The organism is Sorangium sp. So ce726, from assembly GCF_051521405.1.
In the GTDB taxonomy this organism is placed as follows: domain Bacteria; phylum Myxococcota_A; class Polyangia; order Polyangiales; family Polyangiaceae; genus Sorangium.
The window spans coordinates 3623803-3637914 of sequence record NZ_CP150349.1 but is presented as its reverse complement, the minus strand read 5'-3'; the positions used below and the strand labels follow the sequence as shown (position 1 = coordinate 3637914).

The following is a 14112-nucleotide window of genomic DNA, read 5'->3' as shown; positions in this document are numbered from 1 at the left end:
CGATCGAACGGACTATTTCGTTCTGATGGCTCACCTGTGCTAGGCGACGTGCTGGACATGGCGAAGGCGGACATGGCGAAGAGGCAGCGCCCGCTGACGGTCGACATCCCCCGTCCCGGCGATGAGCAGCCGGTCTGGTCGCGGGTCGGGGTGATCGCGCTGGTGGGGTTTGTCGTCGGCGTCGCGTGGCCCAAGCTCGCCGGCGTCCGCATCGGCCCGACCGTGCCTTCCGACGTCAAGGCGACGGCCGAGGCCACGGCGGCGCCCGCGTCCCCTCCCCCCGCGGCAGCCGCGCCCGGGACCGCAGAGCCCGAGGCCAAGCCTCCGGAGGCCGCCGCGAAGAACCAGCAGCAGGTCGTGGTCGGCCCCGGCAGGATCACGCGCTGCTCCGACAAGAAGAACAAGAAGGTCGAGGACTGCGGAGAGCTCCAGTTCGATCCGATCGCGCTGCCCCGGCTGAAGGAGCTCGCCCAGTGTCCGGCGGCGCTCGGCGTGGACGGCAAGCTCCCGATCGGCTTCGAGCTCAACTTCGAGAAGAAGGAGGTCCAGGTCGTCAAGGGGAAGAAGACGAGCCTGCCTGCCCCGACGGTCAGCGGCATCCTCCAGTGCGCAGCGCGCGAGTTCTCGAACGTGTCCCTCGAGGAAGTCCCGCACAAGTACCGCCGGTACTCCCTCGTTTACACTGCCACCTTCTACCCCCCGGGCGCGCAGGCCGACTCCGGGAAGGCAGAGGCCGGCGGCGACGACCAGGAGCAGGCCGCCGGCACGACCACGAGCGAGACCGCCGTCAACGGCCTGGCCACGGTGAGCTGGGATACTGCGCTCGTCCGCGGTGCGCCCAAGGAGGGCGATGTGGTCATGCGGCTGGTGCGTGGCACTCGGGTCAAGCTCGTTGGCCGGCAGAACGATTGGTACAAGGTCGAGCACCGCGGCAAGACGGGGTGGATGTACCGCGGCGCCATCGGCCTGTAACCGAGGCCGCGAGCGTCGGCCTGATTGGAACCACGCAGGCGGCTTCAGGCGCGGATTCCAGGGCTGCGCCCGAGCGAGGGCGCGTCGGTTCGCGTAGAATGGTTGGGGGCCGATGGCGCGCAAGTTTTCACTCCCCCTGATCCACCTCGGCCGCGCCGATCGCGCCACAGCGCCTGTGTCGGGCACGCCCACGGTGGACGCGGTGCGTGAGCGCCTCGGCGGGCGCGCGTCGACCGAGCCCGGCGTGGGCGAGCTGGTCCTGCTGACCACCGCCACGGGCAAAGCGCTCCCCGGGGTGGTCCTGTACAGGGGTGGCACCACCGTCGATGTGTGGATTAACACCACCACAACGGCATCATCCACCCAGGACGAAGCGCGAAGCTTGGGCCTCGCGAACGCTGTGACCCCTCGGGGCCTGGTTCATCGAGCGCGACCTGCCGACCTCGCGCCGTTGCGCGTCGCTGCGCCGGAGTCGCTCATCGCCGTCGCGGCCGATGCGCGCGTCTTCGCGGCCCTGAGCGAGGGCCAGCGCATCCGGTTTCAAGACGGCGGCGATCTCGCCGAAGGCACGCTGGTGGAGAAGTGCCGCTTCGGCGGCCTGGTGCGGCGCGACGACGGCACCCTCCTCGGCGTCGGCTTCCGCCGGCTCTGGCCAGCGCAGTCCGAAGGGGCCAAACGGGGCCAGCGGAACTGAGATGGAGACGGTATCGCACACTCGCCAGCTCCCTGGCGGACGGCTGGCGGCGCACGTGCGGCTTGTGCCTCCTCCGCGGACGCGATAAGAGGGCCACCGTCATCGTAGCTCGCGCGCTGCGCGGCCAGGTCGGAGGATATCCCTTGAAGCTCACCCCCTCGTTCACGATCGCCCTCGCGCTCGCCATGCTTCCGGGCTGTGGTCCTTCGCTGTCTGGCCTGTGCGAGGACAAGTGTGATTGCACCGGCTCGTGCAGCGAAAGAGATGAAGTGGAGTGCGTCGATTTCCTCGAGGATGCCGAGAGATCTGCCGAGTACGAGGGCTGCGAGGATCAGTTCGACGAGGCCATCTCCTGCATCGACGATGAGTTCGTGTGCGACGGCAGAGACGTCGACGTCGGGGGGTGCAGCAGACCGCTAGAGAACCTGAGCGACTGCGCCGGCCTGGACGTGGCCGCCGCCGTCAGGGCCCAGTTCTTCTGATCGAGGGCCGGCGGCGCGCCTGTCACGCGCGCCGCGTGGCTCCTCTGCGCCCCTCGTGACAGGGCACCTCGCGCGAGGTGATCTCGTGTCGATCGCGTGTGACCTGCGGCAGGCCGCGCTCGACGCCTCGCGCTGCGTACGCGGAGGCACCGCGCGGCGCCTGCCGTCCCATCTTCCTGCGAGCTGCTCCTGCGCGCGGAGGGCCTTTCCGGTCGCCAGGGTTCGGTCGAAGCAGCGCCTGGCGCGCGCCGAGAGGGCGAGATCGCTTATTCGCCGAGGTGGGTGCGGACCTTCGTGAGCAGCGTATTGCTGTCGAAAGGCTTGATGAGGTAGTCGGTACACCCGTTCGCGAAGCCGATCTTGATGCTCGTCTGATCGCTCCTCGTCGTCATCATGATGATCGGCACGGTCTTCGTCGCATCGAACGCGCGGAGCCACCTGCAGGCCTGGAAGCCGTCCATCGCCGGCATGACGACATCCATCAGGATGAGATCGGGGCGCTCCGCAATCGCCTTCGCGATGGCCTCCTTGCCGTTGCGCGCGATGACGATGTCGTAGTCGTCCACGCCGAGCGTCAGCTGCTGTGACAGCAGCGAAGTCAGCGAGTCGTCGACGACGAGGATCTTCTTCTTTCGAGCGGTCTCGCTGGCCTGGCTACTTGGCGCGGACGGCCGGCTCCGCGGCGCCGAGTCGGAAGCGGAGGCCGTTTCCGGAGAGCTCTTTCGCGAGGAGTCGACACGACGATCGGCCATGAGGGAGCCTCCATGAGGAGGCGCCGTTCCCTGGAGCGCCTCCGGAGTGTTCAGGTTGCAACGAGTGATCCCCCCGTCACCTTATCAGGATCGCTACCGCACCGGAACCAAGTTCCACTGTCACCCGATGTGGCCAAACCCGCGAAAGTACTCCTGAACAGACCGATGCGCCTCACCCGCAGCGAGCCACCGAGGCCAGCTGGCGAGAGGAGGAGTTACCCGCGAACCTGCGAACCCACGACAAGCGGCTGCGCCGTGCGGAACGGCTGCTCACGCTAGCGTGTGAGGGCGGTAAGGCGGCGTTCGCTCGCCGCCCTAAGTAAGAGAACGGTAGTGCCCAGGGACGGAATCGAACCGCCCACACGAGGATTTTCAATCCTCTGCTCTACCAACTGAGCTACCTGGGCTTACTGCTGGCCCCGCGCTTACGCTGGAAGCGTCGGTCACGGGCGGGCTACGTTACGCGGATGTGGCCGAATGTCAAGGAATTCTTCCACCCCTCCCCGCGAGCCTCCTGCCTGTCGTGCGCACAGAGCGGAGCGATCATCCGGCCGCGTCGTCTGGCCCGGTGTGCTGGTCGCGCTCGTGCCAGGGCGCGGAGCGATCGAGCAGCCGGAGGGCGGCCGCGAGCCACGAGGCGCGCAGGTAGGCCACGGTGGCGAACACTGCGAGCTGCACGGCGAGCGCGGCTGCGACGCGCGGGCCAGTGCTGACCCCGGCGAGGTGCATTCCCCACGCCCCGCCGGCGAGCGCGACAACAGCGAGGGCGCCCCGGGACGCACAGGCCCAGACGGCCGCGAGCGGAGCACCACGCAGCGCGTCGAGCCCTCTGGAGACGCCGGTGTAGAAGCCCCGCTGCTCGCCGACCACGGCGACCCGCGCGAGATCGTGGAGCAGGCCGATGGCCGCGACCGGCACCAGCGCGGCCGCGGCGACGGCGATCGCCGCAAGGTCGCGGCCGCGCGGCAGGAGCGGTAGCTCCGCGCAGAGCTTCGTCCCGGGGAGCAGGACGAGCGCCGCAGCGGCGACCTGCGCCGCGAGCGCGACGCCCCAGAGCAGCGCGAGCGGGCCCAGGGCACGCGCCGCGCGGCTCCCCAGGTCCTGCGCGGAGAGCGGTCCCTTCTGGCTCAGCGCGGCGAGGAGCACCGCGAGCGGGAGCAGCCCGAGCGCGGCGGCCAGGAGGGTGCCCAAGCCGAGCTGCGTGGCGAGGGCAGCGGCGGCGTGCGCCGAGAGACGCGCGAGCTCGCTGAACATCAGGCCGCCGGGGTCGAAGAGGATCGCGTCGCCGCGCGGGTACTCGCCGACGATCTGGGCCACGAAGACGGAGAGCGGCGCCGCGACCACGAACGAGGCGAGCGCCCGGTAGCCGAAGTACAGCGCGACCGCGGCCGGCCGCTCGTGCGCGGCGGCGCGCCCCACCGCACGCCGCGCGCCCCCTGGCTCGGCCACCGCGGCCTCCTGCGAGCCCGGATCGCTCGCGCTCCGCTCCGCCGGCGCGCTCATGGCCCGAGGAGCGTGAGCGCGAGCCCCACGGCGAAGCTCGCGCGCGAGAGCACGCCTGGCGCGAGGAGGTCGGGGCGCGATCGGCGCGCGTTGTTCGCGAGGTCCTCGTCGAGCAGCACCCGGTGGTCGGGGTCGATCACCACCGCGACGAGCGGCGAGGCGCCGGCGTAAGGGATCGCTGCGGCGCTCTCGCGCGCATCCCACCGCGCCCGCTGCACGCTCCCGTCCTCGCCGTGCAGCGCGACGTCGACGGGGAGCACGAGCGAGCCGCGGCGCCGCACGACGGCGCGGCCGCGGTAACCCGCCGCCTCGATCCCGGCCTCGCCCGGCGCGGGCGCCGCGCTGTCCGCGGGCCACACGTCGAACGCCTCGACGGTGTAGTCGACCCAGGCGCGCTCGAAGAGCCCGGCGCGGAGCGCCTCGGCCGCCTCGTCGCCCACCTCCCGCCGCACCGCGTCGAGCAGCGCCTCGGGGCCGGGGTGCCGGAACCGGTTCTCGCGCGCGTAGCGGCCGACGGCCCGCCGCACGAGATCCTCGCCGTACACGCCGGCGAGGGTCGCGAGGAGCACCGCGGGCCTCCCGTACACGAGCCCGAGGTAGTCCTTTCCGTCGACGAAGGCCGCGGCCGGCTGGGCGACGGCGCCGTTGTGGCCCGACGTGAGCGCGTCGGCGCGGTACTGCGCGCGGAGGTCGATCTCGAGCCCGAGCAGCCGCGCCGATGAGCCGTCGCCGTAGCGCGCGCGCAGCGCGTCCGCTTCCGCGTAGGTGGTGAGGCCCTCGTCGAGGAACGGGTAGCGGTGCTCGTTCGTCGCGACGAGGCCGTAGAACCACTGGTGCGCGAGCTCGTGCACCGTGACCGCCTCGACGAGGCGCATGCCCACGGCGGGCCAGAGCCAGCTGCCGCCGGTCGTGATGAGCGTCGGATACTCCATGCCGCCCGCCTCCTCGGCGCCCTCCGGCGGGTGCACGATCGTGAGCGTGCCGTACGGGTAGCGGCCGAACGCCGCGCCGAAACGCTCGAGGCCGAACCGGACGAGGTCGATCTCCAGCGCCGCTTCGCGCTCGCTTCCTTCGGGGAAGAGGCACCGGATCGCGACGCCGTCGCCGGTCGTGGCGCGCAGCTCGCGGAAGCGGTCCCACGCGGCGAAGGCGAAGTCGTGCACGTCCTCCTGCACGAACCGACGGATCGCTCGCCCGTCGGCCCGCCGCTCCTCGACGAGCCGGCCGGTCGCCCCGACCGCGAAGCGCTCCGGGACGTCGACCGTCACGTCGTACGCCCCGAAGTCGGCGTAGAACTCCGAGAGCCGGTGGTAGGGGAAGTGCGCCCAGCGCCCGTCGGGCTCGAGGCGCGCGATCTTCGGGAACCACTGCGCCACCATGTGGAAGCTCCCGTAGTGACCCGTCCTGAGCGCGAGCGACGGGAGGTCCGCGTCCCACGCGAGATCGATCGTGATCGCCTCACCCGGAGCTACGGCCCGCGGCAGCTCCACCCGGATGTCGGTCTCGTCGTCGGGATCGCCGGGCGTCGTGGGCTTCCCCTGGGGCCAGACGTCCGCGCCTTCCATCTCGCGGACCGCGAAGCGGGTCACCTGAACATGCCCGTAATCATACAGTATTTCGCTGCCGCGAAAGCCGTCGACGGACGAGCGGAGGAACACGGTGCGCGGGTTCTTGAAGCCGTTCAGGTAGAGGTGGACGAACAGCTCGCGCTGCGGCTCGCGCGACGCGTTCCGCCAGAGCAGCGTGCCCTCGCCGTGCATCGTGTGCTGCGCCGGATCGAGGCTCGCGCGCAGGGTGTAGCTCGCGATCGGATCGGCGTGCGCCGCGAGCTCGGCCTGCGGCGGAGGCGCGGGCGCCGGAGCTGCCAGCGCTGGCGCGGCGCTCGCGCCGGAGGGAGCGACCGGCAGCCGCCGCGCTGGAGCGTCGGGCTCGATCGGCTGGACCGTCGAGAGGAGCGACGCGCCGATGCGGCCGGCGAGCAGCGCGAGGAGGAGACCGACAGCGGCCTGGAGAGCCGTGCGCACCGGTGCAACCTAGCGAGCTTGCGCCATCGCGGAAAGGTGGGTCTGGGGACGCGGCGGCCCGCTCGGAACGAGGAGGCGACGCCGCGACGTCAGGCGAGGCCGGCGCCTAGACGCTGCAGACGATCCCCTCCTGCACGAGCTCGTACAGGAGCCGCAAGGCCTCGAGCGTCTGCATGCCCGACACGTCGAGGATCTCGTCAATCGAGCTGTAGCCGTCGATGCACGAGAGCAGGAAGCCCGCGCGGTGATCGAGGTTCAGCGAGCGGAGCTGATCCGGCGGCACCGCGAGCCGCAGCACGCGCGAGCCGTCTCCGAGGCGCGACTGATACATCTGCCGGAGCATCTCGACGCAGCTGTCCGCGTACTGCCGCGCCATCCAGTCCTTCGGGTTCTCCTCGAGCAGGCCCTCCGCGAGGACGAGCGCACCGCCGAAATCGCCCTGATCGAACCGGTGCTGCATCTGCTCCCGCGGCCCCTGGGCGCTCAGCTGGGGCTCGGTCGCGCGTGAATGAACCCCCTTGTCGACCTTCGTGGCGGCCGCAGGCGCGCGCTCGGTCTCGGATCGGCGCGGAGCGCGCGCCGCGCCCTGCGCCTCGCCCGAGACCCTGTACGAGGTCGAACCGGCGAGCGCCCCCGTTCCGCCGCGGAACGCGGGCTCGTCGTCCTCCAAGATCAGGCCGTAACGGAGCGTGCCGGGCGGCGGCGTGATCGGCGGCTCGTCCATCGGAGGGCCCGGCTCCTCGAACCCGAGATCGAGGCGGAAATCGATGCCCAGCGGCCCGCCGTCGTCCGGGCGAGGGACGCGCCCCTTCGCGGCCGGGGGGACGTGGACGTCCCGCGCATCGACCGGCGGGCCACCGAAGACGTCGATCTCACCAAAGTTGCGCGGGTACGGCGGGCTCGGCTCGCGCAGGAGATCGTCGTCGAGCTCCGACCCGAAGTCGCGCTCAGCGTCGAGCGATCCGAACCCCATCCGCCCGCCGGGCCGCGACGGGACCCCGGGCTCGTCGCACTCCAGGCCGAGCCTCGCCCCCTCTCGGCCGGGAGCGCCGTGTTTGCCCGAGAACGAGGAGCCGGGCGGTGGCTCCCAGGGGATCGTCCTGCGCGGCGGCGGGACGGGCGGGTACCCCTCCGGCGGAAAGGCCTCCGCAGGGCGCTGCCGCTGGGCGGTGATCTCGGAGCTCGAGTGAGAGCGGCGGGTCATCATCTTTGCCACGTAGTCGCTGACCGGGATCGGCGGCGGGAGCGTGATCTTGCCCTCGCCGTCGGGCTGCAGAGGCGTGCCGGCGGGCGGGGTTTCCATGCGGGGTGCGCCCTTCTCCTCGCGAGCGAGCGCGGCGAGCGCGAGGAGCTCCTTCGAGGCGACCGGTTGGGTGTCCTCGAGCTCGTCCACCTCGTCGAGCCCCCAGGAGGAGTCCAGGGTCTTGGAGTCAGGCGGCACCGACCGCATCGTCTTCCCTCATCGCGGCCACCCCTCACCCCTGTGGCCTGGCTACGACACCCTTGAACATCCGGTGGGTGCGCGAGAGCGCCTCCATCTGCTCCTTGACCGCGGCAGCGTCGCGCCGGCCGATGGCCTGACGCGAGCGGTCCACGATCCCGCGCGCCTTGCCGATGGCATCGCGGCCGAAGTCGCTGGACGCCACGATCTGCTCGACCTGCGGGAACATCCGCTCGATCTCGGCGATGAGCTTCTCCGCCTCCTGCCGGACGCCCTCGAACTGGTCGCTCGCGCGGCGATCGACGAGGTACTCCTTCGCCGCCTCCATCATCTCGCCGACCTCCTCCTTCGTGAGGCCGCTCGACGCGGTGACCTGGATCGACTGCTGCTGGCCCGTCTCGAGATCCTTCGCGCTCACCGAGACGATGCCGTCGCTGTTGATCTCGAACGTGACCTCGATCTCGACCTGCCCCTTCGGCGCGCGGCGCAGGCCGGTGAGGATGAACTCGCCGAGCAGCTCGTTGTCCGTCGCCTTCTGGTGCTCGCCTTGCATGACCAGGATCTTCACGGCCGTCTGGTTGTCGCGGCTCGTCGTGAAGATCTTCGACCGGCTCGTGGGCACCGTGGTGTTCTGCGGGATGAGCTCCTCGAAGTTCGACCCGAACGTCATGATGCCGAGCGCGTGCGGCGTGACGTCGAGCAGGATCATCTGCTTCGTCTCGTCCACGAGCGCGGCGCCCTGCACCGCCGCGCCGAGCGCGACCACCTCGTCGGGGTGCACCCCCTTGCACGGCTCGCGCTCGAAGAAGTCGCGGACGGCCTCCTGCACCCTCGGCATGCGCGTCATGCCGCCGACGAGCACGACGTCCTCGATCTCGTCGCGGTCGAGCCGCGCGTCCTCGAGCGTCTGGCTGCAGATCTCGACGCACCGCTCGACAAGGTCCTCGCACAGCTCCTGCAACGTGGCCCGCGAGAGCGTCCGCTGGAGGTGCAGCGCCTCGTTCCGCGCGCTCGAGATGATGAACGGCAGGTTGATCTCGGTCTCCAGGACGCTGGACAGCTCGCACTTCGCCTTCTCGGCCGCGTCCTTGAGCCGCTGGAGCGCCATCCGGTCCTGCCGCAGATCGACGTCGTGCTGCTCCTTGAAGCCCTGCACCAGCCAGTCGATGACGCGGGCGTCGAAGTCCTCGCCGCCGAGGAACGTGTCCCCTGCCGTGGCGATGACCTTGAAGACCCCGCCCGCGCCGATCTCGAGCACGGAGATGTCGAAGGTGCCGCCGCCGAGGTCGAAGACGGCGATCGTCTTCTCGACGTTCTTGCCGAACCCGTACGCGAGCGCTGCAGCCGTCGGCTCGTTGACGATGCGGATGACGTCGAGCCCCGCGATCTGGCCCGCGTCCTTCGTCGCCTGCCGCTGGTTGTCGTTGAAGTAGGCGGGGACGGTGATGACCGCCTTCGAGACGGGTTCGTTGAGGTAGTCCTCGGCGAACAGCTTCATCTCCTGGAGGACCATCGCGCTGATCTCGGGGACCGAGTACGTCTTGTCGCGCAGCTGGATGCGGACGTCGCCGTGCGGCCCCTCGACGATCTTGTACGAGGCGGTCAGGATCGCGTTCTTCACCTGCGGGGACGACCACTTCCGGCCGATCAGCCGCTTCGCGGCGTAGACCGTGTTCTCGGCGTTGGTGATCGCCTGCCGCTTCGCGATGTGCCCGCAGAGCCGCTTGCCGGCCTCGGTGATCGCGACCATGGACGGCGTCGTCTTGTACCCACCGCGATTCGGGATGACGGTCGGGACGCCCTCCTCGACGATGGCAACGCACGAGTTCGTGGTGCCAAGGTCAATGCCGATGACACGCTCCATCGATGCCGCTGCTCCTCTTGTGATCTTCGGCCCGAACGGCCGCTGAGGCCACGATGCTAGACCGTTTCGCGGAGCCGAGCGGGCCAATCGTGCGCCGGCCATGCGGAAGGCGCCGCTCCGGCCCCGCCAGGGGCCAGCGCGCCTTCTGTAAGGGCCGGCGCTAGACTTGCTTCCCCTGCTGTTTGGCCTGCTCGCGCGCCTGCGCGACGAGGCCGCGCAGCCTACCATCGTTCCCTGCGAGTTCGGCGGCGCGTTCGAGCTCGCCAGCCGCGCTCTTCGCGAGCCCCGCGGCCGCGTACGACAGCGCGAGCGTGAGCCGGAACTCCACGGAGGTGGGCACGAGCTCCACCGCCCGCCGCGCAAACTCCACCGCCCGCCGCGTGCTCTCCCTTGCCTGGAGCGTCGCGTACGCGACCCGCTCGTGCGCGCCGGCGTCGTCCGGGCGGCCGTTGCACACCTTCACATAGCTCAGCGCCGCCTCGACCCAGCGGCCGTTCTGTGCCTCGTACTCGGCCTGCTTGAGGTACCCGTCCGCCAGCGCCACCGCCGCGAGGCGCTCCACCTCGGCCGACGCCCTCTGGAGCTCGGCGTCCTCCGGAGCCAGCGACGCGGCGATCCGGTACGCGTTGGCCGCGCTCGCAAACTCGTTCCGCTCGAGCGCGGCCCGAGCCACGTCGGAGTACCGCGCGATCTGGCTCCGGAGCGCCTCGTTGCGGGCGTTCTCGTAACGCGCCTTGAGCGCCTCGACCGCCCGTATCGACTCCGGCGAACGCACGCCGGAAGGGGTCTTCGGCGGCGCCGCAGAGGCGCCTGCCACCGCAGCTTGCGCGACGGCCGTTCCAGGCGCAGCGGTCGGCGCGGCGGCCGCCCGAGGCGCAGCGGTCGGCGCAGCCGGCGTGGCGGCCACCCCGGACGCAGCGGCTGCTGCCGTGGAGGACGCCCCCGCCGGAGTGCGCCGCAAGCCTCCGGTGAGCTTGCGCGCGAACGTCTCACGCCGGTCCTTGGCGGTGGGAGCAGGCGCAGCAGGCGAGGCTGGCGCTGCGCTCCGCGCCGGCGCGCCTCCGTTGTCGGGCGAGCCTCCTCCTGGAGGCGGCTGCGCCGGCGACGGCTGAACCGGCGCGGCGGCACCGGAGGACACAGCGGACGCGCCCTGCTCTGCGGGCACGCGCTCGGAGGAATAACGCCCGGGCGACGCGCCCATGTCGCGCGGATCGGCGAACGCGGCGCGCACCGTGGCGTCGACGGCGGTCGTTATGGTGGCGATGTCGCGCGGCGTCTGCTCGATCAGCGCCGCCATCGTCCGGTTCCTGTGGGTCTGCTCGAGGTACGCGTCGTACTCGGCGCGCCGCTGCTTCGACGTCAGCGTGTCGTGCGCCAGCGTGATGCGCGTGAAGATGGCCTCGATCTTCGGCTTGTAGGAGCCGAGCTGCTTCCGGAAGTAGGTGTCCGGATGGAACTCCGGCGCGAGCTGGTAGTAGGCGCTCTTGATCTGCTTCTTGTCCGCCTGATCCGCGACGCCGAGCAGCGCGTAATAGCTGAGATCCTCGAGGCGGTAGTAGAGGTCGAGGATCCGCCGCTTCCGGTCGGAGGCGAGCTCGACCGGCTCGTCGAGCTCGGCAGGATCGTAGAGCGGCAGGGACTCCATCTGCTGCAGGGCGTCCCGGCCAAGCGGGGCGGCCTCGGACCCGGACGGCATCGTCTTCTCCGGATCCACCGCGGCCGCGCGCCGCGCGGCGTCCCGCGGCGGAGGCTGTCCGGAGGGCTCCCCGTCCAGGAGGATCGCGCCGAGGTCGCGCAAGCGGCGCAGCGCCTCGACGGTATCGCCGTGCGACATTCCCGTGATCAAGGACAGATCCCGATCCGTCAGGACGCCGTCGATGCGGGACAGGAGGAACGCCTCCGCCGGTTTCAGCGGGAGCGATTTGAGATCGTACCCGGGCTTCGGCCTTGGAACACGGAACGTCATCGGGTCGAGCAGCGGCCCCCTCCCGCTCGAGTCTAACGACGAACCCGCGCCCGTCGCAATTGCAGACCACGGCGAGCGCGCCCTTCAGCGCGGCTTTTCCCCGGGGCCCTTCAGGGCCTCGGTGATCACCTGGTCCTGGATCGAGATCGCCCGCTCCAGCAGCCCGACCGCCCGCGCGCGGGCCTGCGCCGCCGCCTCGCGATCCCCCTTCGCTTCGAGCGCCTTCGCGCGGCGCTCCTCGACCACGCCCGCGACCTCGTAGAGGTGGCCCTGATAATGAGAAGGCGCCGTCGCCAACCGGAGGCCCGCGTCGATGTCGCGCGTCGCGGCGTCGAACTCGCCGGCCTCGCTCCGGAGCTCCGCCAGCCGGGCGTACGTATCCGCCGTCACCTCGGCGACCTCCGGCGGCGCCCCCGGCGGCCTCGGCGCGGCGATGATCCCCTCCAGGGCGCGGAGCGCAGCGGCGCGATCGCCCGCGCCGAGCGCGACGTCGGCGGCATGGTGCGCTGCGCGCGCCCTCGAGAGGAAGGCGAGGAGCGTGGGATCGACGACCTGGGCTGGGGCGCATGCGCACGCCGGATCGCCCGGGCCCCCAGCAGCGCGCGCCCGCTCGTCGCCCGGGGCGCACCCGAGGTGCGCCGCCGTGAGGAGCCCCAGGCAGACGGCGACGAGGTGCGAGCCCCGCATCAGCGCACCCCCCACGCCGCGTAGCGGTTCTGGCGCAGATCGGACGCGCGCGCGGCGGCGATGCGATCGATCCGCTCCGTCTGACCGCCCTCCCGCGGAAAGGGCGCGGCCGGATCGAAGAGCGCGGCGGTCGAGCGCGCCTCGATCAGCAGGGGCCGCGCGGCGACCGCCCCGCCCGGAGCAGCGGCCGCGGGCGCGCGCGCGACGGAGGCGCGCTCCTCCCTGATCTGGCCGAAGATCAGCGCCACGGCCGCCGCGGCCGCGGCGAGCGTCGAGAGCGCCGCCATCGTCACTGGCGCGATGCGCCGGGGGCCGCGCGCGGGCGAGGCGCGGAAGGCCTGGTCGATGAGCGCGCGCCCCCGGAGCTCCGGGAGCGCAGCCGGACGCCACGCGGCCCGGAGCGCAACAGCGAGCTCCGCGAGCTCGTCGCGTGCGTCAGCCGAGCGGAGCGCCCCCTCGCCCCCGGAGCCACCGCCGCGCCCCGGCCCACCGCCGGAAGCAGCGCGGGGATCGAGCGCCTCTCGCAGGCGCTCGGCGGCGCGCAGCTCGGCCTTGGTCGGCGGCGCGCCCTCGTCGCCGAGCGCGCGCGCGAGCAGCGCCTCGTGGTCCACCCTGTCGAGCCCGGCGGGGCGGGCCGCCGCCCTGAGCGCGTCCGCGAGCGGGACCTCGCCGCGATCGAGCGCCTCCGCGAGCTCGCGCGCCGCGCGCAGCTCGTCGTCGGACGCAGGCGCGAAGGGCTCCGCGCCAGGCGCGACGAGCGCGAGCCGCCGGCCGCGATCCGCGCCGGCGCGGCGCTCCTGGGGCCCGTCGCCGGTCGGCGGCGAGCGCGGATCCGAGGGCAGCCGCGGCTTCATCGCGCTCCTTCCTTGCGCTCCGCGCGCGGCGCGGCGAGCGCCTTCTTCAGCGCGGTCATGGCGCGGTGCAGGACGACATCGAACGTCGCCACGCTGACCCCGAGCGCGAGGGCCACCTCGTCGCGGGGCCGCTCGTCGAGCACACGTAGCCGGATGGCCTCGGCGTAACGGGGGTTGAGGCGCCCGAGCGCGTCCTCGACGCGCGCCCGCGCGTCGGCGAGATCGCGCTTCTCGCAGAGCTCGGCCTCTCCACGCGCGGTGAGGTCGGTCTCCGCGGCGTCGATCTCGCGCTGAAGATCCTCGGGCTCGAAGAGCGCCTCGCGGCGGCGCGCGCGGAGCATGTCGAGCGCGATGCGCAGCGCGATGACGCGGAGCCAGGGATAGATGCCGCAGCTCTGCCACTGGAACTGGTAGAACCGCTCGATCACGCGCGCATACGTCTCGGCCAGAGCATCCTGCGCGGCCGCGTCGGAGCCGAGGCGGGGCAACAGCACCGCGCGGTACAGCGCTGGCCCGTACTTGCGGAGCAGCTGCCCGAGCGCGAGGCGATCGCCCTGCGCCGCGCGCTCGCACAGCAGGCGCTCCGCCTCGAGATCGGGCCTCGCTGCTGCCACCGCCGTCACAGCGGCGACGATACCCGGACGCAGAACGGAGCGCACCGGTGTCCGCCTCGCGCCCCTCTCGGGCCGGCGCGCGCCGCGGTCCAGGAGCGCCTGCGCGCCGCTGGCGAGCCGGTGCGCGCCCCCGGCGAGGAGGGCGCGCGCACCGGCAGGCGGAACCGAGCGCGGGAGGACCACGGCATTCACCCCTCGACAACGGCCCAAACCCGTGGACCTTACGGCCAGGAGCCGCCACATTGTGCCGGCCTCCACG

Annotated in this window: 12 protein-coding genes and 1 tRNA gene; 3 read left to right on the top strand and 10 right to left on the bottom strand. The window is 72.0% G+C overall.

The window, feature by feature from the left end; all coding sequences use genetic code 11:
* Positions 1–57 precede the first annotated feature (57 nt).
* The 3 genes from WME79_RS13740 (at position 58) to WME79_RS13730 (ending at position 2148) form a co-directional block, all read left to right on the top strand.
* Entirely contained in the window at positions 58–972 is a 915-nt protein-coding gene (locus WME79_RS13740; protein WP_437535281.1) for an SH3 domain-containing protein, read from the top strand.
* A 175-nt stretch (positions 973–1147) separates the two neighbouring features.
* A complete protein-coding gene (locus tag WME79_RS13735) occupies positions 1148–1666 on the top strand; it encodes a hypothetical protein (protein WP_437535280.1) in 519 nt (172 codons plus the stop codon).
* 143 nt (positions 1667–1809) lie between these two features.
* On the top strand, positions 1810–2148 hold the full coding sequence (locus tag WME79_RS13730; protein ID WP_437535279.1) for a hypothetical protein: 339 nt from the start codon (positions 1810–1812) through the stop codon (positions 2146–2148).
* A 266-nt stretch (positions 2149–2414) separates the two neighbouring features.
* Here the strand turns inward: WME79_RS13730 and WME79_RS13725 are convergent, their stop codons facing one another.
* The 10 genes from WME79_RS13725 to WME79_RS13680 form a co-directional block, all read right to left on the bottom strand.
* Complete coding sequence (locus tag WME79_RS13725) at positions 2415–2900, bottom strand: response regulator (RefSeq protein ID WP_437535278.1); 486 nt, start codon at positions 2898–2900, stop codon at positions 2415–2417.
* A 334-nt stretch (positions 2901–3234) separates the two neighbouring features.
* Positions 3235–3307: transfer RNA gene (locus tag WME79_RS13720), tRNA-Phe, on the bottom strand.
* Positions 3308–3443: 136 nt separating this feature from the next.
* Positions 3444–4403 carry a hypothetical protein gene (locus WME79_RS13715; RefSeq protein ID WP_437535277.1) on the bottom strand — a complete coding sequence of 320 codons (960 nt, stop codon included), beginning with the start codon at positions 4401–4403 and terminating at the stop codon, positions 3444–3446.
* On the bottom strand, positions 4400–6427 hold the full coding sequence (locus WME79_RS13710; protein ID WP_437535276.1) for a M1 family metallopeptidase: 2028 nt from the start codon (positions 6425–6427) through the stop codon (positions 4400–4402). Before WME79_RS13710 ends, WME79_RS13715 begins: the two co-directional genes overlap by 4 nt.
* 106 nt (positions 6428–6533) lie before the next feature.
* Positions 6534–7868: a hypothetical protein gene (locus WME79_RS13705; protein ID WP_437535275.1), complete on the bottom strand. Its 1335-nt coding sequence runs from the start codon at positions 7866–7868 to the stop codon at positions 6534–6536.
* A 34-nt stretch (positions 7869–7902) separates the two neighbouring features.
* Positions 7903–9732: a molecular chaperone DnaK gene (dnaK, locus tag WME79_RS13700; protein ID WP_437535274.1), complete on the bottom strand. Its 1830-nt coding sequence runs from the start codon at positions 9730–9732 to the stop codon at positions 7903–7905.
* Positions 9733–9892: 160 nt separating this feature from the next.
* The gene (locus tag WME79_RS13695; protein WP_437535273.1) at positions 9893–11698 is read right to left on the bottom strand and encodes a DnaJ domain-containing protein; all 1806 of its coding nucleotides are present in this window, start codon (positions 11696–11698) and stop codon (positions 9893–9895) included.
* A gap of 84 nt (positions 11699–11782) precedes the next feature.
* Positions 11783–12385 (bottom strand): hypothetical protein, encoded by a 603-nt coding sequence (locus WME79_RS13690; RefSeq protein WP_437535272.1) that lies wholly within the window; start codon positions 12383–12385, stop codon positions 11783–11785.
* Positions 12385–13239 carry a hypothetical protein gene (locus WME79_RS13685; protein WP_437535271.1) on the bottom strand — a complete coding sequence of 285 codons (855 nt, stop codon included), beginning with the start codon at positions 13237–13239 and terminating at the stop codon, positions 12385–12387. Before WME79_RS13685 ends, WME79_RS13690 begins: the two co-directional genes overlap by 1 nt.
* Entirely contained in the window at positions 13236–13898 is a 663-nt protein-coding gene (locus tag WME79_RS13680) for an RNA polymerase sigma factor (protein WP_272103245.1), read from the bottom strand. The genes WME79_RS13685 and WME79_RS13680 overlap by 4 nt, the downstream gene beginning before the upstream one ends.
* Positions 13899–14112: the final 214 nt, after the last annotated feature.

Coding starts and splice junctions, on each gene's coding strand:
- WME79_RS13725 (WP_437535278.1), bottom strand. CDS start 2,900: ATGGCCGATCGTCGTGTCGACTCCTCGCGAAAGAGCTCTCCGGAAACG.
- WME79_RS13690 (WP_437535272.1), bottom strand. CDS start 12,385: ATGCGGGGCTCGCACCTCGTCGCCGTCTGCCTGGGGCTCCTCACGGCG.
- dnaK (WP_437535274.1), bottom strand. CDS start 9,732: ATGGAGCGTGTCATCGGCATTGACCTTGGCACCACGAACTCGTGCGTT.
- WME79_RS13685 (WP_437535271.1), bottom strand. CDS start 13,239: ATGAAGCCGCGGCTGCCCTCGGATCCGCGCTCGCCGCCGACCGGCGAC.
- WME79_RS13695 (WP_437535273.1), bottom strand. CDS start 11,698: ATGACGTTCCGTGTTCCAAGGCCGAAGCCCGGGTACGATCTCAAATCG.
- WME79_RS13715 (WP_437535277.1), bottom strand. CDS start 4,403: ATGAGCGCGCCGGCGGAGCGGAGCGCGAGCGATCCGGGCTCGCAGGAG.
- WME79_RS13740 (WP_437535281.1), top strand. CDS start 58: ATGGCGAAGGCGGACATGGCGAAGAGGCAGCGCCCGCTGACGGTCGAC.